The organism is Actinacidiphila epipremni (assembly GCF_012034175.1).
GTDB classification, from domain to species: domain Bacteria; phylum Actinomycetota; class Actinomycetes; order Streptomycetales; family Streptomycetaceae; genus Actinacidiphila; species Actinacidiphila epipremni.
Genome location: NZ_JAATEJ010000006.1, coordinates 88,024 through 110,344 on the forward strand (window position 1 = coordinate 88,024; position 22,321 = coordinate 110,344).

Genomic DNA, 22,321 nt, shown 5'->3' on the forward strand with positions numbered 1-22,321 from the left:
CCCTCCGGCCCGGGTCCCGGCCGGACCGCGGAGGACCGGGCGGCGGTGGCCGTGAAGGGTGGTCGGGGAAGATGACAGCGCCTACCGAGCGTCTGGTGGTCGTCGGGGGCGACGCCGCCGGGATGTCCGCCGCGTCCCAGGCGCGCCGCCGCAAGGGACCGTCCGAGCTGGAGATCGTCGCCTTCGAACGGGGCCGGCACACCTCGTACTCCGCGTGCGGCATCCCGTACTGGATCGCCGGTGACGCGGCCGGTCCCGGCGCCCTCGTGGCCAGGACCGCGCAGGAGCACCGGGAGCGCCATATCGACCTGCGGCTCGGCACCGAGGTCGTCGAGATCGACCCGGAGCGCGGCCGGGTCCGCAGCCGTGACGCCGCCGGGCACGAGGAGTGGACCGGCTACGACCACCTCGTCCTGGCCACCGGCGCCGAGCCGGTGCGCCCGCCGGTACCGGGCATCGACGCGCCTGGCGTCCACGGCGTCCAGACCCTCGACGACGGCGAGGCCGTACTGCGCGGCCTGGAACGCCCCGGGGCGCGGCGGGCGGTGGTCGTGGGCGGCGGCTACATCGGCGTCGAGATGGCCGAGGCGATGCTGCGGCGCGGCCTGGAGGTCACGCTCATCGACCGCAACCCGCAGCCGATGACCACCCTCGACCCGGACATGGGCCGGCTGGTGCGCGCGGCCCTCGAAGGGCTGGGCGTGCGGGTGGTCTCCGGCGCCCCGGTCCGCGCGGTCCTCACCGGCGCGGACGGCAGGGTCCGCGCCGTCGCCACCGACACGGCCGAACACCGGGCGGACGTGGTCGTACTGGGCCTCGGCGTGCGCCCGCAGACCGGGCTCGCCGCCGCGGCCGGGCTGCCGCTCGGCGCACACGGCGGGCTGCTCACCGACCAGGCCATGCGGGTGCGCGGCAGCGAGCGGATCTGGGCGGGCGGCGACTGCGTCGAGGTGCTCAACCTCGTCTCCGGCGAGTTCCAGCACATCGCGCTCGGCACGCACGCCAACAAGCACGGACGGGTCATCGGCATCAACATCGGCGGCGGATACGCCACCTTCCCCGGCGTCGTCGGCACCGCCGTCAGCAAGGTGTGCGACGTCGAGATCGCCCGCACCGGGCTGAAGGAGTCCCAGGCGCGCGCTGCCGGGCTGCAGTTCGTGACCGCCGTCATCGAGTCCACCAGCCGCGCCGGCTACTACCCGGGCGCCGCCCCGATGACCGTCAAGGTGCTCGCCGAGCGCCGCACCGGGCGGCTGCTCGGCCTGCAGATCGTCGGCGGCGACGGGGCGGCCAAGCGTGTCGACGTCGGGGCGGTCGCACTGACCGCCGGCATGACCGTCGAGCAGATCACGGCCCTGGACCTCGGCTACGCCCCGCCCTTCTCCCCGGTGTGGGACCCGGTGCTGGTGGCCGCCCGCAAGGCCGCGGACGCGGTGGCCGCGGATCTCGCGGCCGGCTGAGCCCGGCGGCGCGGGTCGGGTCGGGTCAGGACGGGGCGGCGGCGGCCAGCCTGCCGAGGGCTTCGAGCAGCGGCGGCAGCGACGGGCCGCGGCCGACCGGCAGCACCTCGCCGGGTGCCTCGTCCAGCAGGACGAAAGCGATGTCGTCGGTCCTGGCGACCAGGCTCCAGCCGGGGCCGTCCGCCCGCAGCGTGCCCGCCGTGGTGCGGACCCGGCCGGGCGGCGGGGGAGTGCGCACATAGCCCTGGGCCTCGGCGAGCGCCCGGCGCACACCGGGATGGGAGAGGGGGCGGGGGCCGGCATCCCCGGTCTCCGCCTCGGGAGCCGCCGCCTCGGGCGCGCCGGGCTCCGCTTCCGCGTGCGTCTCCTGCTGCGGCTCCGGGGCCGCCGAGGCGGGCAGCCGGCCGCGCCACTCGTGCCAGCGCACGGCGATCTCGTCGGCGCCGAGCCGGCGCTGCGGCGGGCCCCACACCGACACGTCCGGCGGCGTCAGCGGGGCGCCCGCCTCCTCGTCGGCGGGGTCGTGCGGGGCCGGGATACCGGGCACCGACACCGCGACCGGCAGCGGCCAGCCCGGCAGCGACGCGGCGAGGGTGTCCTCACCGGGGGAGAGGTCGTACTCCAGACCGCAGTCCCACGCGGCGAGCGCGCAGGCGACCATGGCGGTGTCGGTCGTCACGACCGTCCAGCGCGCCCCGCGGCCGTCCTGCCCGAACATCATCCCGTAGCCGTCCGGCAGCGGATCGAGCTCCAGCCGCGCGCAGGCGGCCGGGTAGTCGTCGCCGAGCACACCGGGGAATCGCTCGGGTGTCAGCATCGCCGCCGTCAGCACGAACAGCGCGTCGTCGTCCCCGGCGTTCTCCTCATGCTCGGCCGCGGTCATGGGCCGCCCTCCCTCTCGTTCCGGTGCGCGCACCTTAACCAGCCGGTAACCGCCGCGTCGAGAGGTCGCGGCGGTCGCCGGCTGCCGGCCGGGGCGCGGGCGGCCGGGCCGGGGCGCGGTATCGGGGCCCCCGCCCGTATTCCGCCGATACCGGCCATGCATCATGGGGCGATGATCACCCTGCGTTCCGTCGCGCTCTTCGTGCTCGCCGCCGTGCTGGAGATCGGCGGCGCCTGGCTGATCTGGCAGGGCGTGCGCGAGCACCGGGGCCTGGTGTGGATGGGCGCCGGTGTCGTGGCCCTGGGCCTCTACGGTTTTGTCGCGACCCTCCAGCCCGACGCCGAGTTCGGCCGCATCCTGGCCGCGTACGGCGGGGTGTTCGTGGCCGGCTCGCTGCTGTGGGGCGTGGTCGCCGACGGTTACCGCCCGGATCGCTTCGACCTCGCCGGAGCGGTGATCTGCCTGGTCGGAGTGGGCGTCATCATGTACGCGCCGCGCGGCGGCTGAAACCCGCCGTTCCCCGGCCCCGCCGGGCCTTTCGGGCCCCGCGGCGCGCCGAGGCGGGGTTGCCGAAGCGCGCCCGGCGCGACAGGCTCTACGGCAGGGGAGACGGGAGGCAGGGGCGATGACGGTGAGCAACAAGCTTGCGTGGCTGCTCGACGATCTGACACAGCGGGTGCCGCATGTGCAGCACGCCCTCGTCCTTTCCAACGACGGGCTGGTCACCGGCGCCAGCGGCAGCCTCGACCGGCCGACCGCCGAGCATCTCGCCGCGGTCTCCTCCGGCTTCCACAGCCTCGCGCGCGGCGCGGGCCGCCAGTTCGGCACGGGCGGGGTCCGGCAGACGATGGTCGAGTTCGACGAGGGCTACCTGTTCGTGACGGCCGCGGGCGACGGCAGTTGCCTGTCGGTGCTCAGCGGCATGGAGGCGGACGTCGGGCGGGTGGCGTACGAGATGACGCTGCTGGTGCACCGGGTCGGCGAGCACCTGGGGGTCGCGGCCCGCCAGTCCGGTTCGCCGTACTGACGCAGCCGGGTGCCGGGTGCCGGGTGCCGGGAGCCGGTGCGGCCCCGGGTGGTCTCGTGGCGGCCCGCGTGCGGGCTGAGCTGCGCGGACGGGAGTTATCCACAGGGGCGGGAACGGGTGTTCGTGGGAGCGGCTAGAGTCATCACTGTCAGTGATTGATCGCGACAGGGAGTGATGACGATGGCGACGACCAGGACGCCCGCGGGAGACGCCGGGACGGCGGAAGCGGCGCGGGCCACGGCCGCGCGCAGGGGCGCGCAGGCCCGGAAGGCACCGAGGAACCGCCCGGCGGACCGGAAGGGACCGAAGGCCCGTACGGCAGCGGCGGCGACCGTACCGGCCGCGGAGCCGGTCGCCACCGGGGCGGCGGCTGCGACGGCCAGTCCGCCGGGCCGGCCGGCGGCGCGCAGGAGGGCGGCGCTGAAGTCGTCGGGGCCGCGGGCCGGGCTGCCACCGGGCGCGCCGCCGCCGCTCACCCTCAACCGCGCGCGTGAGGAACTGGACCTGACCTACGCCGAGTTCGAGCTGGCGCTGCAGCTCGGCGAGATCAGCACCGTCACGGCCGGCGGCGCGGACCGGCCGCGCGTGCCCGCCGCCGAGATCGCCCGGGTGCTGGACGCACCCGGCGGCAAGGCGGCCCTGCTCTCCCGGATCGAGCTGGTCGACACCACGGCGGCGGCGGAGCTGCTGGGCATCGGCCGCGACCGGATGCTGCGGCTGACGAAGGCCGGCTGCGTCCGCCCGGTGCGCTGGTACGTCAACCGCTACCGGGCCCTGGTCTGGCTCTATCTCGCCGGCGAGATCAAGGAGCTCGCCGCCGGCAGCCCGGCGCTGCTGGCCGGCCGGCTCCCGGACGCCGTGCGCGCGGCCGAGGCGGAGGGCGACGACCGGCGGGCGCGCGGCTGGCGCTCGCGCCGGGTCGCCCAGGTGGTGCGGGACGCCGCCGGTCCCTGGGAGGAGGCCGCGGCCTGGGCCGCCCTGCTCGGCCCCGAGGTTACCGACAGCGTGGTGCCCGACCCGCACGAACGCTCGCGGCTGCGCACCCTGCGGACGGTGCTCCCCTACGGCCGCCCGGGTCCGCTGGCCGACGCGGCACTCATCAGACGGCTGACCGTGGCCGACCACCCGGACGAGATCAGCCTCGCCCTGCTCGCCCTCGCCGACGCCCTCCACCGCGCCCGCACACACGAGAGCCCGCCCGTTCCGGTGCCAGGGCCGCCGCCACCGCCCGCGCAGGACGCCGAGCTGCCGGTACCGGTGCTCCTGCCGGACGGGGGAGCGCCGGTGAAGGCGGCTGCGCCGCCCCTTGCGCCGGCCCCGCTGCTGTCCGCGGCGGTCGGGGCCCTGGCCGAGCGGCCCCGCCGGAGCCTGCTGCGGCTGCTCGGCCGGCGACCGGCGGAGGGCGGGTGAGGCCGCCGGGGCCGGGCGCGGTGCGAGGCGGCGGGCCGGTGCGAGGCTGCCGGCCGGTGCGACCGCCGGGCCGGCGGGGCGGCGTGCAGGTCAGAGCTCGCCGACGTCGGTGATCCTGATGACCGCGCGGCCCTCCTCGTCGGAGGCGGCGAGGTCGACCTCGGCCGAAATGCCCCAGCCGTGGTCGCCGTTGGGGTCGGCGAAGGTCTGCCGGACGCGCCAGAGGCCGTGCTGCGGCTCCTCCTCGATCATCAGCAGCTTCGGCCCCCGGGCGTCGGGGCCGGTGCCGAGGTCGTCGTACTCGTCCCAGTACGCGTCCATCGCGTCCGCCCAGGCGTCGGCGTCCCAGCCGGACTCCGCGTCCAGCGCGCCCAGCTCCTCGTACTTCTCCAGCGCGGCCAGCTCCACGCGGCGGAAGAGGGCGTTGCGTACCAGCACCCGGAAGGCCCGGCCGTTCGTCGTGACCGGCTTGACCTGGTCGGCGCGCTCGGCGGCCTCCTCCGCGGTCTCGACCTCGGGGTTGGCCAGCTGCTCCCACTCGTCCAGCAGGCTGGAGTCCACCTGCCGCACCAGCTCGCCGAGCCAGGCGGTGAGGTCCTGGAAGTCCTCGGACTTCAGGTCGTCCGGCACGGTGTGGTCGAGGGCCTTGTAGGCGCTCGCGAGGTAGCGCAGCACGATGCCCTCGGTCCTGGCCAGCTCGTAGTACGAGGTGAACTCGGAAAACGTCATCGCGCGCTCGTACATGTCGCGCACCACGGATTTGGGGGAGACCGGATGATCACCGACCCACGGATGGCTCTTGCGGTAGACGCCGTAGGCGTGCAGCAAGAGCTCCTCCAGCGGCTTGGGGTACGACACGTCCTGCAGGCGCTCCATGCGCTCCTCGTACTCCACGCCGTCCGCCTTCATCGCGGCCACCGCGTCGCCCCGGGCCTTGTTCTGCTGGGCGGCCAGGATCTGCCGCGGGTCGTCGAGGGTGGACTCCACGACCGAGACCATGTCCAGCGCGTAGGAGGGGGAGTCCGGGTCGAGCAGCTCGTAGGCGGCCAGCGCGAAGGTCGACAGCGGCTGGTTCAGCGCGAAGTCCTGCTGCAGGTCGACGGTGAGGCGGATGATCCTGCCCTCCGCGTCCGGCTCGGGCAGCCGCTCCACCACCCCGCCGTCCAGCAGCGAGCGGTAGATGGCGATGGCCCGGCGGATGTGCCGCAGCTGGGAGCGGCGGTCCTCGTGGTTGTCCTCCAGCAGCCGGCGCATCGCCTCGAAGGCGTTGCCCGGCCGGGCGATCACCGACAGCAGCATCGCGTGGGTGACCCGGAAACGCGAGGTCAGCGGCTCGGGGTCGGAGGCGATCAGCTTCTCGAAGGTGTTCTGCGACCAGTTGACGAATCCCTCGGGCGCCTTCTTGCGCACCACCTTGCGGCGCTTCTTCGGGTCGTCGCCCGCCTTGGCCAGCGCCTTCTCGTTCTCGATGACATGCTCGGGCGCCTGCGCCACCACGAAGCCCGCGGTGTCGAAGCCGGCCCGCCCGGCGCGGCCGGCGATCTGGTGGAACTCCCGGGCCCGCAGCACCCGCACCCGCTGGCCGTCGTATTTGGTCAGGGCGGTGAAGAGCACCGTGCGGATCGGCACGTTCACGCCCACGCCGAGCGTGTCGGTCCCGCAGATCACCTTCAGCAGCCCGGCTTGCGCGAGCTTCTCCACCAGCCGGCGGTACTTCGGCAGCATGCCGGCGTGGTGCACCCCGATGCCGTGCCGGACGAAGCGCGAGAGGTTGCGGCCGAAGGCGGTGGTGAAGCGGAAGTTGCCGATCAGCTCGGCGATGGCGTCCTTCTCCGTCCGCGAGCACATGTTGATGCTCATCAGCGCCTGCGCCCGCTCCACGGCCGCGGCCTGGGTGAAGTGCACGATGTAGACGGGGGACTGACGGGTCTCCAGCAGTTCGGTCAGCGTCTCGGTGAGCGCCGTGGTGCGGTATTCGTAGCTCAGCGGCACCGGCCGGGTCGCCGAGCGCACCACCGCGGTGGGCCGCCCGGTCCTGCGGGTCAGGTCCTCCTCGAACCGGGACACGTCGCCGAGCGTCGCCGACATCAGCAGGAACTGCGCCTGCGGCAGCTCCAGCAGCGGGATCTGCCAGGCCCAGCCGCGGTCGGGCTCGGCGTAGAAGTGGAATTCGTCCATGACCACCTGGCCGACGTCCGCGTCCCGCCCGTCGCGCAGCGCGATCGAGGCCAGCACCTCCGCGGTGCAGCAGATGACCGGCGCGTCGGGGTTCACCGAGGCGTCGCCGGTGAGCATGCCGACGTTCTCGGTGCCGAAGAGCTTGCACAGGTCGAAGAACTTCTCCGACACCAGCGCCTTGATGGGCGCGGTGTAGAAGGTGACCTCGTCGCGGGCCAGCGCGGCGAAGTGCGCACCCGCTGCGACCAGGCTCTTTCCCGAGCCGGTGGGGGTGGAAAGAATCACGTTCGCGCCCGAGACGACCTCGATCAGGGCCTCCTCCTGGGCCGGGTAGAGCGTGATGCCCTGCTCCTGCGCCCACGTCGAGAACGCCTCGAAGAGCGCGTCGGGATCGGTGTCGGTCGGCATCTGATCGATAAGGGTCACCACACCATCTTGCCTGCCCCAGCCGTCACAGGCGGAACCGGAGGCGAAGCCGAAGATCGCCGGCGATATGGTGTGCCGTCATACCAAGCGTCAACTCCGCCTGCGGGCGGCAGTTCCAGGGGGACGGAGCAGCCAGATGATGGGACCTGCGCATTCACTGTCGGGGGCGGCGGCCTGGTTGGCCGTCGGTGCGATCGCGGCGGGCCTCGACCACCCGATGCCCTGGCCGACCGTGCTGGTCGGCGCACTGATCTGCGCGGGCGCGGCCCTCGCACCCGACCTGGACCACCAGGCGGCGACCATCTCACGGGCCTTCGGGCCGTTCTCCCGGGCGCTGTGCAAGATCGTCGACGGGATCGCGCACGCCACGTACAAGGCGACCCGCAAGGCGGGCGACCCGCGCCGGGCCGGCGGCCACCGCACCCTGACCCACACCTGGCTGTGGGCGGTGCTGATCGGCGCCGGGTTCTCGGCCGCGGCGGTCTACGGCGGGCGCTGGGCGGTGCTGGTGATCCTGTTCATCCACATGGTGCTGGCCGTCGAGGGCCTGCTGTGGCGGCAGGCCAGGGTCTCCAGCGATGTGCTGGTCTGGCTGCTCGGCGCGACCAGCGCCTGGATGCTCGCCGACGTGCTGGACGACCCGGGCAACGGCAAGGACTGGCTGTTCACCCAGCCCGGCCAGCACTATCTGTGGATCGGCCTGCCGATCGTGCTGGGCTCGCTCGTGCACTGCATCGGCGACGCGCTGACCGTCTCCGGCTGCCCGGTGCTGTGGCCGATCCCGCTCGGACGGCGCCGCTGGTATCCGGTGGGCCCGCCGAAGTTCATGCGCTTCCGGGCCGGGAGTTGGGTGGAGATCAAGGTCCTCACCCCGGTCTTCTTCGTGGTCGGCGGCGGCTGCGCCATCGGCGCCCTGGGCCTCATCGGCTGACCGCCGCCGGCCGGCGGCCGTCAGCCGTGCCAGGACCGCCACAGCGCCGCGTAGGCGCCGTCCGCGGCGACCAGCTGGTGGTGGCTGCCCAGCTCGCTGATCCGGCCGTCCTCGACCACCGCGATCACGTCGGCGTCGTGCGCGGTGTGCAGCCGGTGGGCGATCGCGACGACCGTCCTGCCGTCCAGCACCCGCGACAGCGAGCGCTCCAGGTGCCGGGCGGCCCGCGGGTCGAGCAGCGACGTCGCCTCGTCCAGCACCAGGGTGTGCGGGTCGGCGAGCACGAGCCGGGCCAGCGCGAGCTGCTGGGCCTGCGCGGGGGTGAGCACCGAGCCGCCGGAGCCGACCTCGGTGTCCAGGCCGGCCGGCAGCGCCCCGGCCCAGCCGTCGGCGTCGACCGCGCGCAGGGCCTCCCACAGCTCGTCGTCGGCGGCGTCCGCGCGGGCCAGCCGCAGGTTGTCGCGCAGCGAGCCGACGAAGACGTGGTGCTCCTGGTTGACCAGGGCGACATGCTCGCGGACCCGCTCGGCGGGCATCCGGGCCAGCTGGGCGCCGCCCAGGGTGACCTCGCCGGTGCGCGGTGCGTAGATCCCGGCGAGCAGCCGGCCCAGTGTGGACTTGCCGGCGCCGGACGGGCCGACCAGGGCGAGCCGGGTGCCGGGCGCGACCCGCAGGCTGACCTCGTGCAGCACGTCGCTGCCCTCGCGGTAGCCGAACCGCACCCGGTCGGCGGCGACGTCCCGGCCGCTGGGGGCGATCCGTGCGTCGCCGACCTCCGCCTCGACCTCGCGCACCCCGACCAGCCGGGCCAGCGACACCTGGGCGACCTGCAGCTCGTCGTACCAGCGCAGGATCATGTTGACCGGGTTGACGAGCATCTGGGCGTAGAGGGCGCCGGTGGTCAGCTCGCCCGCGGTCACCCAGCCGTGCAGCGCGAAGGCGCCGCCGATCGTCACCACCGAGGTCAGCACGAGGACGTGGGTGGCGTTGATGACCGGGAAGAAGACGGTGCGCAGCCACAGCGTGTAGCGCTCCCAGGCCACCCACTGGCCGATCCGGGTCTGCGACAGCTCTTCGCGGCGCCCGCCGAGGCCGTGCGCCTCGATGGTGCGGCCGGCGTCGACGGACTCGGTGAGCACCGCGGCGACGGCGGCGTAGCCGGCGGCCTCGGCGCGGTAGGCGTGCGGCGCCCGGCGGTAGTACCAGCGGCCACCCGCGAGCAGCACCGGCAGGGCGACCAGCACCGCGAGGCCCAGCGGCGGCGCGGTCACCACGAGCGCGCCGAGCAGCAGCCCGGCCCACACCACCGCGATGGCCAGCTCCGGGACGGCCTCGCGCATGGCGTTGGCGAGCCGGTCGATGTCGGTGGTGATGCGGGAGAGCAGGTCGCCGGTGCCGGCCCGCTCCAGCACGCCCGGCGGCAGTGCCACCGACCGGACGAGGAAGTCCTCGCGCAGGTCGGCGAGCATCCGCTCGCCCAGCATCGCCCCGCGCAGCCGGACCAGGCGCACGAAGAACGCCTGCACCGCGAGCGCGAGCAGGAAGAAGGCCACCGTCCGCCCGAGGTGGACGTCCCGCTTGCCGTCCGAGAGGTCCTGGACGACCCCGCCGAGCAGATACGGGCCGGTCATGGAGGCCAGCACCGACACCGTGTTCACGCCCACCAGCAGCGCGAACGGGCGCCGGTGCCGGCGGGCGAGTTCGCGGACGTAGGCTCGTACCGTCGCGGGGGAGCCCACCGGCAAGGTCGTGGTCTGCTGCGGGGCGGCAGGGTCGTACTGCGGCGGTCGCACGCCGATCATGCGGACTCCTCCATCGCGGCGGCCGGTCGGGCGCGCCCCGCGGGCGCCGGCACCGGCCCCGAGCCGGCGTCGGGCTCCCGGGTGACGACGGCGCGGTAGCGCGGTTCGGTACGCAGCAGGTCGTGGTGGCTGCCGGCGGCGACGGCGGTGCCGTGGTCGACGAGGACGACCCGGTCGGCGCAGTCGAGCACCAGCGGGCTGGAGGTGAGCACCACCGTGGTCCGGCCGGCCCGGACCGCGGCGAGGCCGCGGGCGATCCTGGCCTCGGTATGGGCGTCGACCGCGGAGGTCGGCTCGTCCAGCACCAGCACCACCGGGTCGGCGACCAGCGAGCGGGCCAGCGCCAGCCGCTGCCGCTGGCCGCCGGACAGCGACCTGCCCCGCTCGGTGATCGTGGCCCGCATCGGATCGGCGGACCCGGCGCCGTCCGCACCGTCCTCCCGCGCGGCCGGCAGCGTCTGCGCCAGCGCCTCCAGGACGTCGGCGCACTGGGCCGCGGCCAGCGCCTCCCGCGGCGTGACCCGGCCCGAGGACGGCACCGCCAGCAGCTCGGCGAGCGTGCCCGACAGCAGCACCGGGTCCTTGTCCTGGACCAGCACCGCCGCGCGGACCGCGGCCAGCGGCAGCGCGTCCAGGGCGTGCCCGCCCAGCGTCGCCGACGGCTCCGTCCCGGCGGCCGAGGGGCTGTGCCCGCCCAGCCGGTCGGCGAGCCGCCCCGCGGCGTCCGGGTCCCCGCACACCACGGCGGTCAGCAGCCCCGGCGCGACACGCAGCCCGGTCAGCGGGTCGTGCAGCTCACCGGCCGGCTCCGGGACGCCGGTCGCCGCCGTGCCCGCGGCGCCGGCGGCCGGCGCGCCCTGCTCCGGGGCCGACCGGGTCAGCGCCAGCACCCGGGCCGCGCGCTTGGCCGAGGGGCGGGAGAAGGACCAGGACATGGCGATCTCCTCGAAGTTGTGCAGCGGCAGCATCAGGAAGCCCACCGAGCCGTAGACGGTGACCAGTTCGCCCACCGAGATGCGCCCGTCGAGCGCGAGCCGGGCGCCGTACCAGGCCACCGCGACCAGCAGCAGCCCGGGCAGCAGCACCTGCACGGCGCTGATCAGCGCCCACATCCGGGCGCTGTGCACCGCGGCGGCCCGCACCTGCTGCGAGGCCCGCCGGTAGCGGTCCAGGAACAGCTCCTCACCGCCGATGCCGCGCAGCACCCGCAGCCCCGCGACGGTGTCCGAGGCCAGCTCGGTGGCCTTGCCCGCCTTCTCCCGCTGGAGGTCGGCGCGCCGGGTCGCGGCCGGCAGCAGCGGCAGCGCCGCGAGCGCCAGCACCGGCACGGCGGCGGCCACCACCACGCCCAGCGCGGGCTGGTAGAGGACCAGCGCGACGGTGAGGCCGGCGGTGGCCAGCAGCGCCGAGGTGAAGCGCGCCAGCGCCTCGACGAACCAGCCGATCTTCTCCACGTCGCCGGTGCTGACGGCCACCACCTCGCCCGCCGCGACCCGCCGGGTGAGCACCGCCCCCAGCTCCACCGCCTTGCCGGCCAGCAGCTGCTGCACACGGGCGGCGGCGCTGATCCAGTTGGTGACGGCCGTGCGGTGCAGCATGGTGTCCCCGAGCGCGGTGAGCGCCCCGAGCAGCAGCATCAGGGCCCCGGTCAGCGCCAGCCGGCGGCCCGAGTGGTCCACCACCGCCTGGACGGCCATCCCGACGGCGGCCGGCGAGGCGGCGACGGCCGCCAGGTGCAGGGTGCCCCACGCCGCGGCCAGCACCTGCCCGCGCCATTGCCGTATCTCCAGCCACAGCAGGAACCGGAAGCCGGAGCGGACGTCGGGGACGCCGGGATCGGACAGCGGAAGGTCGCGGAGGGACGTCATGGTGTCCTGGGATCGAAAGCGGCGGCGGACAGGCGGACCTTTCCGGCGGAACGGCGGAAAGCGTACGAAGTGCGGGCCCTGAGCCGTGCAACTCTCGCGAAGGCCGAGCGCCCGGTCAACCGGTTTTCCGGCCCCCGGCGCCCGCCGCGGCAACCTCTTTCAGCAAGCCGACGAAACTCCTTCCGCCACCGTCTTGACGTGTACGCATCGGCGGCGGGAAGCTCCTGGGCGGGGACCACCGGGACGGTGGCCCCCGGCATCCCCCCACCCGGCGGCCAGGCGCGTGGCTGCCTTCGCAGGGGCACGGCACCCGTGCCCGCTCACCGAAGGAGCCGCCCATGAGATCCCGTGTCCTGAACGGTTCGCTGGCCGCCGCCGTCGCGGCAGCCGGACTGTTCGCCCTTTCCGCCCCGCAGGCGCACGCGACCCCGCCCGGCAGCAAGGACGTCACCGCGACGCTCTTCCAGTGGCGCTACGACTCGGTCGCCAAAGCCTGCACCGACCAGCTCGGCCCGGCCGGCTACGGCTACGTCGAGGTGTCCCCGGCCACCGAGAACATCCAGGGCGACCAGTGGTGGACCTCCTACCAGCCGGTCAGCTACAAGCTGCAGAACCGCCTCGGCGACGAGTCGTCCTTCAAGGCGATGGTGAGCACCTGCCACGCCGCCGGCGTGAAGGTCGTCGCCGACGCCGTCATCAACCACATGTCCGCGGGCTCGGGCACCGGGACCGGCGGCACGGTCTACAGCAAGTACAACTACCCCGGCTACTACCAGGACCAGGACTTCCACACCTGCCGCACCGACATCACCAACTACCAGGACCGCTCCAACGTCCAGAACTGCGAGCTGGTGGGCCTGGCCGACCTCGACACCGGCAGCGACTACGTCCGCAGCACCATCGCCGGGTACCTCAACCACCTCATCGCCGACGGCGTCGACGGCTTCCGCATCGACGCCGCCAAGCACATCGCCGCCACCGACCTCGCCGCCATCAAGGCCAAGCTCAGCAACCCGGGCGTCTACTGGGCGCAGGAGGTCATCTACGGCGCCGGCGAGGCCGTCCAGCCCGGCGAGTACACCGGCACCGGCGACGTCGACGCCTTCCAGGGCGCCTTCGACCTCAAGCGGATCTTCACCGGCGAGAAACTCGCCTACCTCAGCAACTGGGGCGCCTCCTGGGGCGCCGGCTACACCGCGAGCGACAAGGCCCGCACCTTCGTCGACAACTGGGACACCGAGCGCAACGGCTCCACCCTCAGCTACAAGGACAACGCCACCTACACCCTGGCCAACGTCTACCTGCTCGCCTGGCCCTACGGCTCGCCCAACGTCTACTCCGGCTACGAGTTCTCCGACAACGACGCCGGCGCCCCGGACGGCGGCACCGTCAACGCCTGCTACACCGACGGCTGGAAGTGCCAGCACGCCTGGCCGCAGATCGCCGGCATGGTCGGCTTCCGCAACGCCGTCTCCGGCACCGCGGTCACCAACTGGTGGGACGACGGCAACAACGCCATCGCCTTCGGCCGCGGCAGCAAGGGCTTCGTCGCGATCAACCACGAGAGCAGCGCCCTGACCCGCACCTTCACCACGTCACTGCCCGCCGGCACCTACTGCGACGTCCAGCACGCCGGCGCCACCTACTCCGTCGCCGCGGGCGGCACCTTCACCGCCACGGTGGGCGCCAACGACGCCGTCGCCCTCTACACCGGCGGCCCGTGCACCGCGCCCGGCGGCAGCACCGGCGGTACGACCGGCAGCACCGGCGGCACCACCCCCGCCACCGGCGCGTCCTTCGCGGTGAACGCCACCACCACCTGGGGCCAGAACATCTACGTCACCGGCGACAACGCCGCCCTCGGCAACTGGAGCACCGGCAGCGCGCTGCCGCTGTCCTCGGCGGCCTACCCGGTGTGGAAGCTGGACGTCTCGCTGCCCGCGGGCACCGCGTTCCAGTACAAGTACCTGCGCAAGGACGGCAGCGGCAACGTCACCTGGGAGTCCGGCGGCAACCGCACCGCCACCGTCCCGGCGAGCGGCAAGGCCGTGCTGAACGACACCTGGCGCAACTGATCCACTACCGACCGGGTGCCGATTCACCCGTACGGAGCAGGAAGGGGCACACTGTGGTCCTCCACCGAACGTGATCACAGAGGGGACCCCCACCCATGAAGGGCTTCCGCGCCTTCCTGCTCCGCGGCAACGTCGTCGACCTGGCGGTCGGTATCGTCGTCGGCGCCGCCTTCACCACGCTGGTCAACGGCTTCGTCAAGGCGTTCCTGACCCCCATCGTGGGCCTGGTCAGCGGTGCCACCGGCGACTTCAGCGCCCGCACCTTCCACGCCTCGGGGGTCACCTTCCCGTACGGGGTGTTCATCGACGCGGCGATCAGCTTCGTGATCGTGGCCGCCGTCATCTACTTCCTGGTCGTGCTGCCGATGAACCGCATGCAGGAGCGGTTCTTCCCCAAGGCCGCCAGCGCCCCCATGCGCGAGTGCCCGGAGTGCCTGACCGCCGTCCCTGCGGCGGCCAAGCGGTGCAGCGCCTGCACCGCGCCGATAGGCCAGACCGTCACCCCGCAGGGCGGCCCCGCCGACCTGGAGAAGTAGCCCCTCGGCCCGGGAGGGGGCGGCGTTCAGCCGTGCGCCTCGTCGTCCCGGTCCAGCACGGCGAGCAGCCGGGTCAGCGCGGCGCGGCTGCCGTCGTCCAGCGGCGCGAGGATCTCGGCCGCCGCCGCGCGCCGGGCCTGCCGCAGCTCCGCCACCGCCCGCCGGCCGCCCTCGGTCAGCTCGATCCTGATCACCCGGCGGTTCGACGGGTCGGGCGCCCGGCGCAGCAGCTCCTGCTCCTCCAGCGCGTCCACCAGCGTCGTCACCGCGCGCGGCACCACGTCCAGCCGCTGCGCCAGGTCCGCCATCCGCGGCGGCTCGCCGCCGTGGTGATCCCAGTGCGACAGCGCCCGCAGCAGCCGGGCCTGCGCGGGGGTGATGCCCAGCGGGTCCAGCCGCCGGCGCTGCGCCCGGTGCAGCCGCCGGCTCAGGCCCAGCAGCTGGTCGGCGAGCCGCCCGGTGAGCTCGTCGGCAAGGGTGTCCATGGAATACAGCCTAGCAGAGCGACGTTCATTGTGAGCATAGGTAACAATGACCTACACTCTCTGTCGAGTGCCCCATGCCGCCACGCCCCGAGGAGACCCTTGCGCCCCGACGATCTCACCTCCCGGTGGACGCCACCGAAGAAGAAACCCGCCACACCCACCGACGTACGCCGCATCATGCGGCTCTTCCGCCCCTACCGCGGCCGGCTGGCCGTGGTCGGCGTACTGGTCGCCCTGTCCTCACTGGTGTCCGTCGCCTCGCCGTTCCTGCTGCGGTCGATCCTCGACACCGCGATCCCGCAGGGCCGCACCGGCCTGCTGAGCCTGCTCGCGCTCGGCATGATCGCCACCGCCGTCGCCAACGGCGTCTTCGGCGTCCTGCAGACCCTGATCTCCACCACCGTCGGCCAGCGCGTCATGCACGACCTGCGCACCGCCGTCTACGCCCGGCTGCAGCGCATGTCGCTGGCGTTCTTCACCCGCACCCGCACCGGCGAGGTGCAGTCCAGGATCGCCAACGACATCGGCGGCATGCAGGCCACCGTCACCTCCACCGCCACCTCGCTGGTCTCCAACGCCACCGCCGTCATCGCCTCCGTCGTCGCGATGATCGCCCTGGACTGGCGGCTGACGATCGTCTCGCTCCTGCTGCTGCCGGTGTTCGTGTGGATCGCCCGCCGGGTCGGCCGCGAGCGCAAGAAGATCGCCACCGAGCGGCAGAAGCAGATGGCCTCGATGTCCGCGATCGTCACCGAGTCGCTGTCGGTCAGCGGCATCCTGCTCGGCCGCACCATGGGCCGCGCCGCATCCCTCACCAGCGACTTCTCCGCCGAGTCCGAGCGGCTGGTCGACCTGGAGGTGCGCTCCAACATGCAGGGCCGCTGGCGGATGGCCGTCATCGGCATCGTGATGTCGGCGATGCCGGCGCTGCTGTACTGGGCGGCGGGCCTGACCGGCGGCCACGGCGGACCGGCCGTCTCCATCGGCACCCTGGTCGCCTTCGTCTCGCTCCAGCAGGGCCTGTTCCGGCCCACCATCTCGCTGCTGGCCACCGGCGTGCAGGTGCAGACCTCGCTCGCGCTCTTCCAGCGCATCTTCGAATACCTCGACCTGCCGATCGACATCACCGAGCGGCCCGGCGCCCGCAGCCTGGAGCCGGTACGCGGCGACGTCGCCTTCGAGGGCGTCGACTTCTCCTACGACCCCGACTCCGGCGCCGAGCCCACGCTGCGCGGCATCGACGTGAGCGTGCCCGCCGGCGGCAGCCTGGCCGTGGTCGGCGCGACCGGATCGGGCAAGAGCACCCTGAGCTACCTCGTGCCGCGGCTGTACGACGTGACCGCCGGCCGGGTCACCCTCGACGGCACCGACGTGCGCGACCTGACGTTCGACACCCTCGCGGACGCCGTCGGCGTCGTCTCCCAGGAGACGTACCTCTTCCACGCCTCCGTCGCGGAGAACCTGCGCTTCGCCAAGCCGGACGCCACCGACGACGAGATCCACGCCGCCGCGAAGGCCGCGCAGATCCATGACCACATCACGAGCCTGCCCGACGGCTACGACACGCTGGTCGGCGAGCGCGGCTACCGCTTCTCCGGCGGGGAGAAGCAGCGCCTGGCGATCGCCCGCACCATCCTGCGCGACCCGCCAGTGCTGATCCTCGACGAGGCCACCAGCGCCCTGGACACCCGCACCGAGCAGGCCGTCCAGGACGCCATCGACACCCTGTCGGCCGGCCGCACCACGATCACCATCGCCCACCGGCTGTCCACCATCCGCGACGCCGACCAGATCGTGGTGCTGGACGCCGGGCGGATCGCCGAGCGCGGCACGCACGACGAACTGCTCGCCGCCGGCGGACGCTACGCCGCACTGGTCCGCCGCGACACCCAACTGGCCGCCACCGCGCCCTGAGGGCCGACGGCAGCCGCTACGGCGACACCAGCAGCACGTCCAGGACCCGCGGACCGTGCACGCCCTCGACCCGGGTCAGCTCGATGTCGCTGGTGGCCGAGGGACCGGAGATCCAGGTCAGCGGCCGGACCGGGTCCAGCCGCGGCAGCGCCTGCGGCACGGAGTCCACGACCTGCTCGGGGGCCCGGACCACGCACACATGGTGGTCCGGGATGAGGGTGAGCAGCCGCCGCCCCTGGTCGGGGCCCGCGTCCAGCACGATCGTGCCGGTCTCCGCGATCGCCACCGCGCATCCGGTCACGACGCTGTCCACGCCGTCCAGCCGGCGTGCCGTCAGCGGCACGGCGTCGTCGAGCAGTTCGACGTCCGCGAGCCCGGCCAGCCACTCCCGCGGCACGCCCCGCGGGACCACGGCGCTGCGCGCCCCGCGCTCGGCCAGCAGCCGCGCCACCGCGGCCGGCAGCCCGGCGGCATCGGTACGGTGCACCGTCGCGCGGTAGTCCGCCAGATGCGCGGCGAGCAGGTCCACCCGCTCCTGCGGCGTCCGCTGCGCGTGCACCGTCAGATAGCCGCGCGCCGGGCCCTCGCCGGGCGCCCCGCCGTCGGAGGTCCCGCCGAGCGCCTGCCGCACCCGGCGCAGCACCTCCGTACGGCTGTCGGTCCGGCTCCCGCCGTCGCTGCTGCTCACTGCTGCCCGTCCTTCGCTCCGGGGCCGCGTCCGGCCGTACCGCCCGCCTGCTCCTCGCGCTGCCGCCACCATTCGCGGAAGGAGCGCGCGGGCAGCTCCGGCAGCTCCCGGCTGCCGGTCCAGGCGCCGGCGGCCTTGCCGGGCAGCCGCCGCGGGTGCAGCCGGCGGGTACGCGTCGCGAGCCGCTGGGTGGCGCCCCACGCCGCCGGGTGGTCCAGGGCCCAGCGGCCGGCCCGCATCGCGGCGCGCTCGGCCGCGTGCCCCTTGGCCGGCCGGATCGTGGTCCGTACGCCCGCGCGGGTGACCTCGCCGCCCTCGACGACCCGCTCGCGCAGCGACACCAGCACCTCGGGGATGTCGATGGCGACCGGGCAGACCTCGTAGCAGGCCCCGCACAGCGACGAGGCGTACGGCAGCGACGCGTCCAGCGGGGTGCCGGTGCCGCGCAGCTGCGGGGTGAGGATCGCGCCGATCGGCCCGGGGTAGGCGGAGTTGTACGCGTGGCCGCCGGCCCGCTCGTACACCGGGCACACATTCAGGCACGCCGAGCAGCGGATGCACCGCAGCGCCTGCCGGCCGACCTCGTCGGCGAGGGTGTCGGTGCGGCCGTTGTCCAGCAGGACGAGGTGGAAGGTGCGCGGGCCGTCGCCGTCCGTGGTCCCGGTGAAGGTCGTGGTGTAGGGGTTCATCCGCTCGGCGGTGGAGGACCGCGGCAGCGTCTGCAGGAAGATCTCCAGGTCCTGCCAGGTGGGCACGACCTTCTCGATCCCGGCGACGGTGATCAGCGTCTCGGGCAGCGTCAGGCACATCCGCCCGTTGCCCTCCGACTCCAGCACCACCATGGTGCCGGTCTCGGCGACCATGAAGTTCGCCCCGGAGACGGCGACCTTGGCCCGCAGGAACTTCTCCCGCAGGTGCAGCCGCGCGGCCTCCGCGAGGTCCCCGGGCGTGTCGGACAGGCCCTCGGGCGCCGGGCGGCCCCACTGCGCCATCCGGTCGCGGAAGGTGTCGCGGATCTGCGAGCGGTTCTTGTGGATGGCCGGGACCAGGATATGCGAGGGCCGGTCGTCGGCGAGCTGCACGATCAGCTCGGCCAGGTCCGTCTCGTACGCGCGGATGCCCGCCTCGGCCAGCGCCTCGTTGAGGCCGATCTCCTGGGTGGCCATCGACTTGACCTTGATGACCTCGCTCTCGCCGGTCTCCTGGACCAGGCGCGTGACGATCGCGTTGGCCTCGTCGGCGTCGGCGGCCCAGTGCACGGTGCCGCCCGCGGCGCTGACCGCGGCCTCCAACCGGAGCAGGTAGTGGTCCAGGTGGCGCAGCGTGTGGTCCTTGACGGCGGCGCCCGCCGCCCGCAGCTCGGCCCAGTCGGCGAGTTCGGCGACCGCGGCGGCGCGCTTGGCGCGGATGGTGTGGGTGGCGTGCCGCAGGTTCGCCCGCAGCTGCGTGTCCTTCGTCGCGGACGCGGCGGCCTGCGGGAAGGTCGGCAGGCCCAGATATGTGGTGCTCATCGGATCTTTCCCGCACTTTCCGTGGCAATATGCGCAGCCGCTGCCGTATCGGCCCCGGTCGCCGCCTCCGGCACGGCGTACGGGTGCTCGCGGGTCGAGGCCAGGACCTCGGCGAGGTGGACGGTGCGCATCGGCGCCGCCGTCCTGCGCAGGATGCCGTCCAGGTGCATCAGGCAGGAGTTGTCCGCGCCGCACAGCAGCCCGGCGCCGGTGCTCAGCGCGTTGCCGGTCTTGTCCCGGCCCATCGCGGCCGACACGTCCGGGTTCTTGACCGCGAAGGTGCCGCCGAAGCCGCAGCATTCATCGGCCCCCGGCAGCTCCCGCAGCTCCAGCCCCTCCACCGCCTCCAGCAGCCGCCGCGGCCGGTCGCCGAGCCCCAGCATCCGCAGTCCGTGGCAGGACGGGTGGTACGTGACCGGGTGCGGGAAGTACGCGCCGACGTCCGTGACCCCCAGGACGTCCACCAGGAACTCGGTCAGCTCGTACGTCCTGGCCGCCAGCGACGCGCCGGCCCGCGCCAGTTCGCCGCCGCGGCCCTCGCCCTGCGCCCGCGCGCCGATCCGCGGGTAGTTGTCGCGCACCATGGCAGCGCAGGAGCCCGAGGGGGTGACCACGTGGTCGTAGCCCTCGAACGCCGCCGCCATCCGGCGCACCAGCGGCTCGGTCTCGTGCCGGTAGCCGGTGTTGAACTGCGGCTGCCCGCAGCACGACTGGGCGGCGGGGAAGTCCACGCTCACGCCCAGCCGCTCCAGCAGGCGCACCGTCGCCTGCCCCGTGCCGGGGTAGAGCAGGTCGTTCACGCAGGTCACGAAAAGCGCTACGCGCATGGGTCCTCCGCGCCGCTCCGGCGCGGGCCGGGCTGATCTCGATCACGCATGCGCTCATACTGCCGCAATCGACCGCGGTTAGGGAAGGTAGACATCGGATGTTTGTTCCGTCCGGCGCTGCGTAAGCCACGGGAGAATCACCCGGTGCCATATGCCGAGCCCCGGCAGCCGGCCGGCCGGTTCACCCCCCGGCGGCGGGTTCACCCGGCGAGCGACGCCTCGCGCGGCTGCGCGCCCGGCGACGGCGCGCCCGCCAGCAGGGCCCGGATCTCCCGGACCGCGGCGCGCCCCGCGCGGTTGGCGCCGATCGTGCTCGCCGAGGGCCCGTAGCCGACCAGGTGCACCCGCGGGTCCTTGACCACCCGGGTGCCCTCCACCCGTATGCCGCCGCCCGGCTCGCGCAGCCGCAGCGGGGCGAGGTGGTCCAGGGCGGCGCGGAAGCCGGTCGCCCACACGATCACGTCGGCCTCCAGCGTGCGCCCGTCGTCCCACGCGACGCCCTGCGGGGTGATCCGGTCGAACATGGGCCGGCGGTCCAGGACGCCGCGGGCACGCGCCTGCCGCACCGCCTCGGTCGCCGCGAGGCCGGTCACGCTCACCACGCTCTGCGGCGGCAGCCCCCTGCGCACCCGCTGCTCCACCCGCGCGACCGCCGCACGTCCCCAGTCCTCGTCGAAGGCCATGTCGCGGAAGACCGGCGGCCGGCGGGTCACCCAGGTGGTGCGGGCCACCTCCGCCAGCTCGATCAGCAGCTGCACCGCGGACGTACCGCCGCCGACGACCACCACGTGCCTGCCCGCGAACTCGGCGGCGCCCCGGTAGCCGGCGGTGTGCAACTGGCGGCCGAGGAAGGTCTCCTGACCCGGGTAGTACGGCACGAAGGGCCGGTCCCAGGTGCCGGTGGCGTTGAGCAGCGCCCGGGCCGCCCATGTCCCCGCGTCCGTCTCGACCAGCAGCCGCCCGCCGCCGCCCTCGCGTACCGCGGTGACGTCCACCGGGCGGTGCACCCGCAGGTCGAAGGCGCGCTCGTAGCGGGCGAAGTAGCCGGCCACGACCTCGGCCGACGGCCGCCCCGGGTCCGCCTCGCCGAGCGGCATCCCGGGCAGGTCGTGCACGCGGTGCGCCTTGCCGTACGTCAGCGACGGCCAGCGGTACTGCCACGCGCCGCCCGGGCCGGGGGAGTGGTCCAGCACCGCGAACCCGGCGCCCGGCCCGAGACCGGCCCGGCGCAGGAAGTACCCGGCCGACAGGCCCGCCTGCCCCGCCCCGACCACCGCGACCTCGACCTCGCGCACCGCATCGCTGCTCATGCACCCGGCAACGACGCGGGCCCGGTATTGCTTCCCGGGGCAGCCGCCGGCATCCTCGGCTCCGACGCCCAGCGGCGCAGCCGGGCCACGCGTTCCGCCGCCTCCTCCAGCCGGCCCTGCGGCAGGTCGCCGTCGGCCACCGCGCGGGCCGCGGCGGCGTGGATCGCGTCCCGTACCCCGGCGCCGCTGGACGGCCCGAGCCGGACCAGGTCCACCCCCGCGATCCAGGCCAGCACGGCGGCGCCCGGCACGCCCCAGCCCTCGACGATCGCCGGCGCGTCCAGGGTGTCGCTGAGCACCACCCCGGCGTAGCCCAGCTCGCCGCGCAGCACCCCCGTGACCGCCCGCGCGCTGAACACCGTGGGGCACGGCCGGCCGCCGGGCACCGGGGCGTGCCCGGCGGTGATCGCCCGGACGCCCGCCGCGGCGCCCTCGGCGAAGGGCCGCAGGCTGTAGCTGCCGCCGGCGGTGAACGGGCCGAGGGCGGCGGCCACGCCGTGCGTCTGGAGGTCGGTGACGAAGACCCGGGTGTCGTCCGCACGCGGCCCGGGGCGTACGGCCAGATGGAGGTTCGCGCCCGCCGCGACGAGCTCGGCCGCCGCCGCGCTGCCGTCGCCGTAGCCGCGCGGCGGCGGCCCGGCGTGGCCGGTGAGCGCGTCGGGCAGCGCGGCCTTCAGCGCCTCCGCGGTCGCCCGCGCCTCGTCGGTGCCGTGCGCGGCCACGGCGGCGCCGGGGGAGCCGCTTTCGAGGCTGCGCAGGATCCAGTCGGGCAGCCGGCCCTCCCGGCCCCGTACGGTGGGCAGCAGACAGGAGTCGACCAGTGCGGTGAGCCGGCGCAACGCGTTCGCCCCCTCCGGGCCGCGGGCGGGAACCGGACGGTGGTCCGGGCCCGCTGAATGGTACAGACCAATCCCCGTCCCCGGCAACGAGCCCTCGCTCGGCCAGGACCGCACGGCGAACTCCGGCCACGCACAAGGCGACACGCCCGTG

At 74.3% G+C, this 22,321-nt stretch carries 18 protein-coding genes; 8 read left to right on the forward strand and 10 right to left on the reverse strand.

All coding sequences use genetic code 11. The features are described from left to right. Positions 1-71: 71 nt before the first annotated feature. Complete coding sequence (locus tag HCN08_RS10370) at positions 72-1,460, forward strand: FAD-dependent oxidoreductase (protein WP_167982676.1); 1,389 nt, start codon at positions 72-74, stop codon at positions 1,458-1,460. Positions 1,461-1,485: 25 nt separating this feature from the next. On the opposite strand, the gene HCN08_RS10375 is transcribed toward HCN08_RS10370, so the two are convergent. Further along, complete coding sequence (locus HCN08_RS10375; RefSeq protein WP_167982677.1) at positions 1,486-2,343, reverse strand: hypothetical protein; 858 nt, start codon at positions 2,341-2,343, stop codon at positions 1,486-1,488. Between the two features lie 171 nt (positions 2,344-2,514). Between HCN08_RS10375 and HCN08_RS10380 the strand changes: the two genes are divergently transcribed. The 3 genes from HCN08_RS10380 (at position 2,515) to HCN08_RS10390 (ending at position 4,780) form a co-directional block, all read left to right on the forward strand. Beyond that, entirely contained in the window at positions 2,515-2,850 is a 336-nt protein-coding gene (locus HCN08_RS10380) for a YnfA family protein (RefSeq protein WP_167982678.1), read from the forward strand. Between the two features lie 118 nt (positions 2,851-2,968). Next, positions 2,969-3,370, forward strand: coding sequence for a roadblock/LC7 domain-containing protein (locus tag HCN08_RS10385; protein WP_167982679.1), 402 nt, complete (start codon positions 2,969-2,971; stop codon positions 3,368-3,370). A 180-nt stretch (positions 3,371-3,550) separates the two neighbouring features. Further along, positions 3,551-4,780, forward strand: coding sequence for a DUF6397 family protein (locus HCN08_RS10390; RefSeq protein WP_167982680.1), 1,230 nt, complete (start codon positions 3,551-3,553; stop codon positions 4,778-4,780). 90 nt (positions 4,781-4,870) lie between these two features. On the opposite strand, the gene HCN08_RS10395 is transcribed toward HCN08_RS10390, so the two are convergent. Next, complete coding sequence (locus tag HCN08_RS10395) at positions 4,871-7,384, reverse strand: DEAD/DEAH box helicase (RefSeq protein ID WP_167982681.1); 2,514 nt, start codon at positions 7,382-7,384, stop codon at positions 4,871-4,873. Positions 7,385-7,520: 136 nt separating this feature from the next. Here HCN08_RS10395 and HCN08_RS10400 point away from each other — a divergent pair, with 136 nt between their 5' ends. After that, positions 7,521-8,315: a metal-dependent hydrolase gene (locus HCN08_RS10400; protein ID WP_167982682.1), complete on the forward strand. Its 795-nt coding sequence runs from the start codon at positions 7,521-7,523 to the stop codon at positions 8,313-8,315. 20 nt (positions 8,316-8,335) lie between these two features. Here the strand turns inward: HCN08_RS10400 and HCN08_RS10405 are convergent, their stop codons facing one another. Next, the gene (locus HCN08_RS10405; protein ID WP_167982683.1) at positions 8,336-10,117 is read right to left on the reverse strand and encodes an ABC transporter ATP-binding protein; all 1,782 of its coding nucleotides are present in this window, start codon (positions 10,115-10,117) and stop codon (positions 8,336-8,338) included. After that, complete coding sequence (locus tag HCN08_RS10410; RefSeq protein ID WP_167982684.1) at positions 10,114-11,985, reverse strand: ABC transporter transmembrane domain-containing protein; 1,872 nt, start codon at positions 11,983-11,985, stop codon at positions 10,114-10,116. The genes HCN08_RS10405 and HCN08_RS10410 overlap by 4 nt, the downstream gene beginning before the upstream one ends. Positions 11,986-12,323: 338 nt before the next feature. Between HCN08_RS10410 and HCN08_RS10415 the strand changes: the two genes are divergently transcribed. Continuing rightward, positions 12,324-14,060 (forward strand): carbohydrate-binding module family 20 domain-containing protein, encoded by a 1,737-nt coding sequence (locus HCN08_RS10415; protein ID WP_167982685.1) that lies wholly within the window; start codon positions 12,324-12,326, stop codon positions 14,058-14,060. Between the two features lie 95 nt (positions 14,061-14,155). Then, entirely contained in the window at positions 14,156-14,596 is a 441-nt protein-coding gene (mscL, locus tag HCN08_RS10420; protein WP_167982686.1) for a large conductance mechanosensitive channel protein MscL, read from the forward strand. A gap of 26 nt (positions 14,597-14,622) precedes the next feature. Here the strand turns inward: mscL and HCN08_RS10425 are convergent, their stop codons facing one another. Beyond that, complete coding sequence (locus tag HCN08_RS10425; protein ID WP_167982687.1) at positions 14,623-15,081, reverse strand: MarR family winged helix-turn-helix transcriptional regulator; 459 nt, start codon at positions 15,079-15,081, stop codon at positions 14,623-14,625. A 99-nt stretch (positions 15,082-15,180) separates the two neighbouring features. On the opposite strand from HCN08_RS10425, the gene HCN08_RS10430 reads away from it, so the two are divergent. Next, a complete protein-coding gene (locus HCN08_RS10430) occupies positions 15,181-16,995 on the forward strand; it encodes an ABC transporter ATP-binding protein (protein ID WP_167982688.1) in 1,815 nt (604 codons plus the stop codon). Positions 16,996-17,011: 16 nt separating this feature from the next. Here HCN08_RS10430 and HCN08_RS10435 read toward each other — a convergent pair whose 3' ends face one another. The 5 genes from HCN08_RS10435 to HCN08_RS10455 form a co-directional block, all read right to left on the reverse strand. Then, positions 17,012-17,683 (reverse strand): LutC/YkgG family protein, encoded by a 672-nt coding sequence (locus tag HCN08_RS10435; protein WP_407648731.1) that lies wholly within the window; start codon positions 17,681-17,683, stop codon positions 17,012-17,014. Next, the gene (locus HCN08_RS10440) at positions 17,680-19,194 is read right to left on the reverse strand and encodes a lactate utilization protein B (protein ID WP_167982690.1); all 1,515 of its coding nucleotides are present in this window, start codon (positions 19,192-19,194) and stop codon (positions 17,680-17,682) included. The genes HCN08_RS10435 and HCN08_RS10440 overlap by 4 nt, the downstream gene beginning before the upstream one ends. Further along, complete coding sequence (locus HCN08_RS10445) at positions 19,191-20,021, reverse strand: (Fe-S)-binding protein (RefSeq protein ID WP_167982691.1); 831 nt, start codon at positions 20,019-20,021, stop codon at positions 19,191-19,193. The genes HCN08_RS10440 and HCN08_RS10445 overlap by 4 nt, the downstream gene beginning before the upstream one ends. A 200-nt stretch (positions 20,022-20,221) precedes the next feature. Next, on the reverse strand, positions 20,222-21,331 hold the full coding sequence (locus tag HCN08_RS10450; RefSeq protein ID WP_206318612.1) for an NAD(P)-binding domain-containing protein: 1,110 nt from the start codon (positions 21,329-21,331) through the stop codon (positions 20,222-20,224). Further along, positions 21,328-22,170, reverse strand: a complete 843-nt coding sequence (locus tag HCN08_RS10455) for a glycoside hydrolase family 3 N-terminal domain-containing protein (protein ID WP_167982692.1) — start codon at positions 22,168-22,170, stop codon at positions 21,328-21,330. The genes HCN08_RS10450 and HCN08_RS10455 overlap by 4 nt, the downstream gene beginning before the upstream one ends. Positions 22,171-22,321 lie beyond the last annotated feature (151 nt).

Coding starts and splice junctions, on each gene's coding strand:
- HCN08_RS10370 (WP_167982676.1), top strand. CDS start 72: ATGACAGCGCCTACCGAGCGTCTGGTGGTCGTCGGGGGCGACGCCGCC.
- HCN08_RS10375 (WP_167982677.1), bottom strand. CDS start 2,343: ATGACCGCGGCCGAGCATGAGGAGAACGCCGGGGACGACGACGCGCTG.
- HCN08_RS10380 (WP_167982678.1), top strand. CDS start 2,515: ATGATCACCCTGCGTTCCGTCGCGCTCTTCGTGCTCGCCGCCGTGCTG.
- HCN08_RS10385 (WP_167982679.1), top strand. CDS start 2,969: ATGACGGTGAGCAACAAGCTTGCGTGGCTGCTCGACGATCTGACACAG.
- HCN08_RS10390 (WP_167982680.1), top strand. CDS start 3,551: ATGGCGACGACCAGGACGCCCGCGGGAGACGCCGGGACGGCGGAAGCG.
- HCN08_RS10400 (WP_167982682.1), top strand. CDS start 7,521: ATGATGGGACCTGCGCATTCACTGTCGGGGGCGGCGGCCTGGTTGGCC.
- HCN08_RS10405 (WP_167982683.1), bottom strand. CDS start 10,117: ATGATCGGCGTGCGACCGCCGCAGTACGACCCTGCCGCCCCGCAGCAG.
- HCN08_RS10410 (WP_167982684.1), bottom strand. CDS start 11,985: ATGACGTCCCTCCGCGACCTTCCGCTGTCCGATCCCGGCGTCCCCGAC.
- HCN08_RS10415 (WP_167982685.1), top strand. CDS start 12,324: ATGAGATCCCGTGTCCTGAACGGTTCGCTGGCCGCCGCCGTCGCGGCA.
- mscL (WP_167982686.1), top strand. CDS start 14,156: ATGAAGGGCTTCCGCGCCTTCCTGCTCCGCGGCAACGTCGTCGACCTG.
- HCN08_RS10425 (WP_167982687.1), bottom strand. CDS start 15,081: ATGGACACCCTTGCCGACGAGCTCACCGGGCGGCTCGCCGACCAGCTG.
- HCN08_RS10440 (WP_167982690.1), bottom strand. CDS start 19,194: ATGAGCACCACATATCTGGGCCTGCCGACCTTCCCGCAGGCCGCCGCG.
- HCN08_RS10445 (WP_167982691.1), bottom strand. CDS start 20,021: ATGCGCGTAGCGCTTTTCGTGACCTGCGTGAACGACCTGCTCTACCCC.
- HCN08_RS10450 (WP_206318612.1), bottom strand. CDS start 21,331: ATGAGCAGCGATGCGGTGCGCGAGGTCGAGGTCGCGGTGGTCGGGGCG.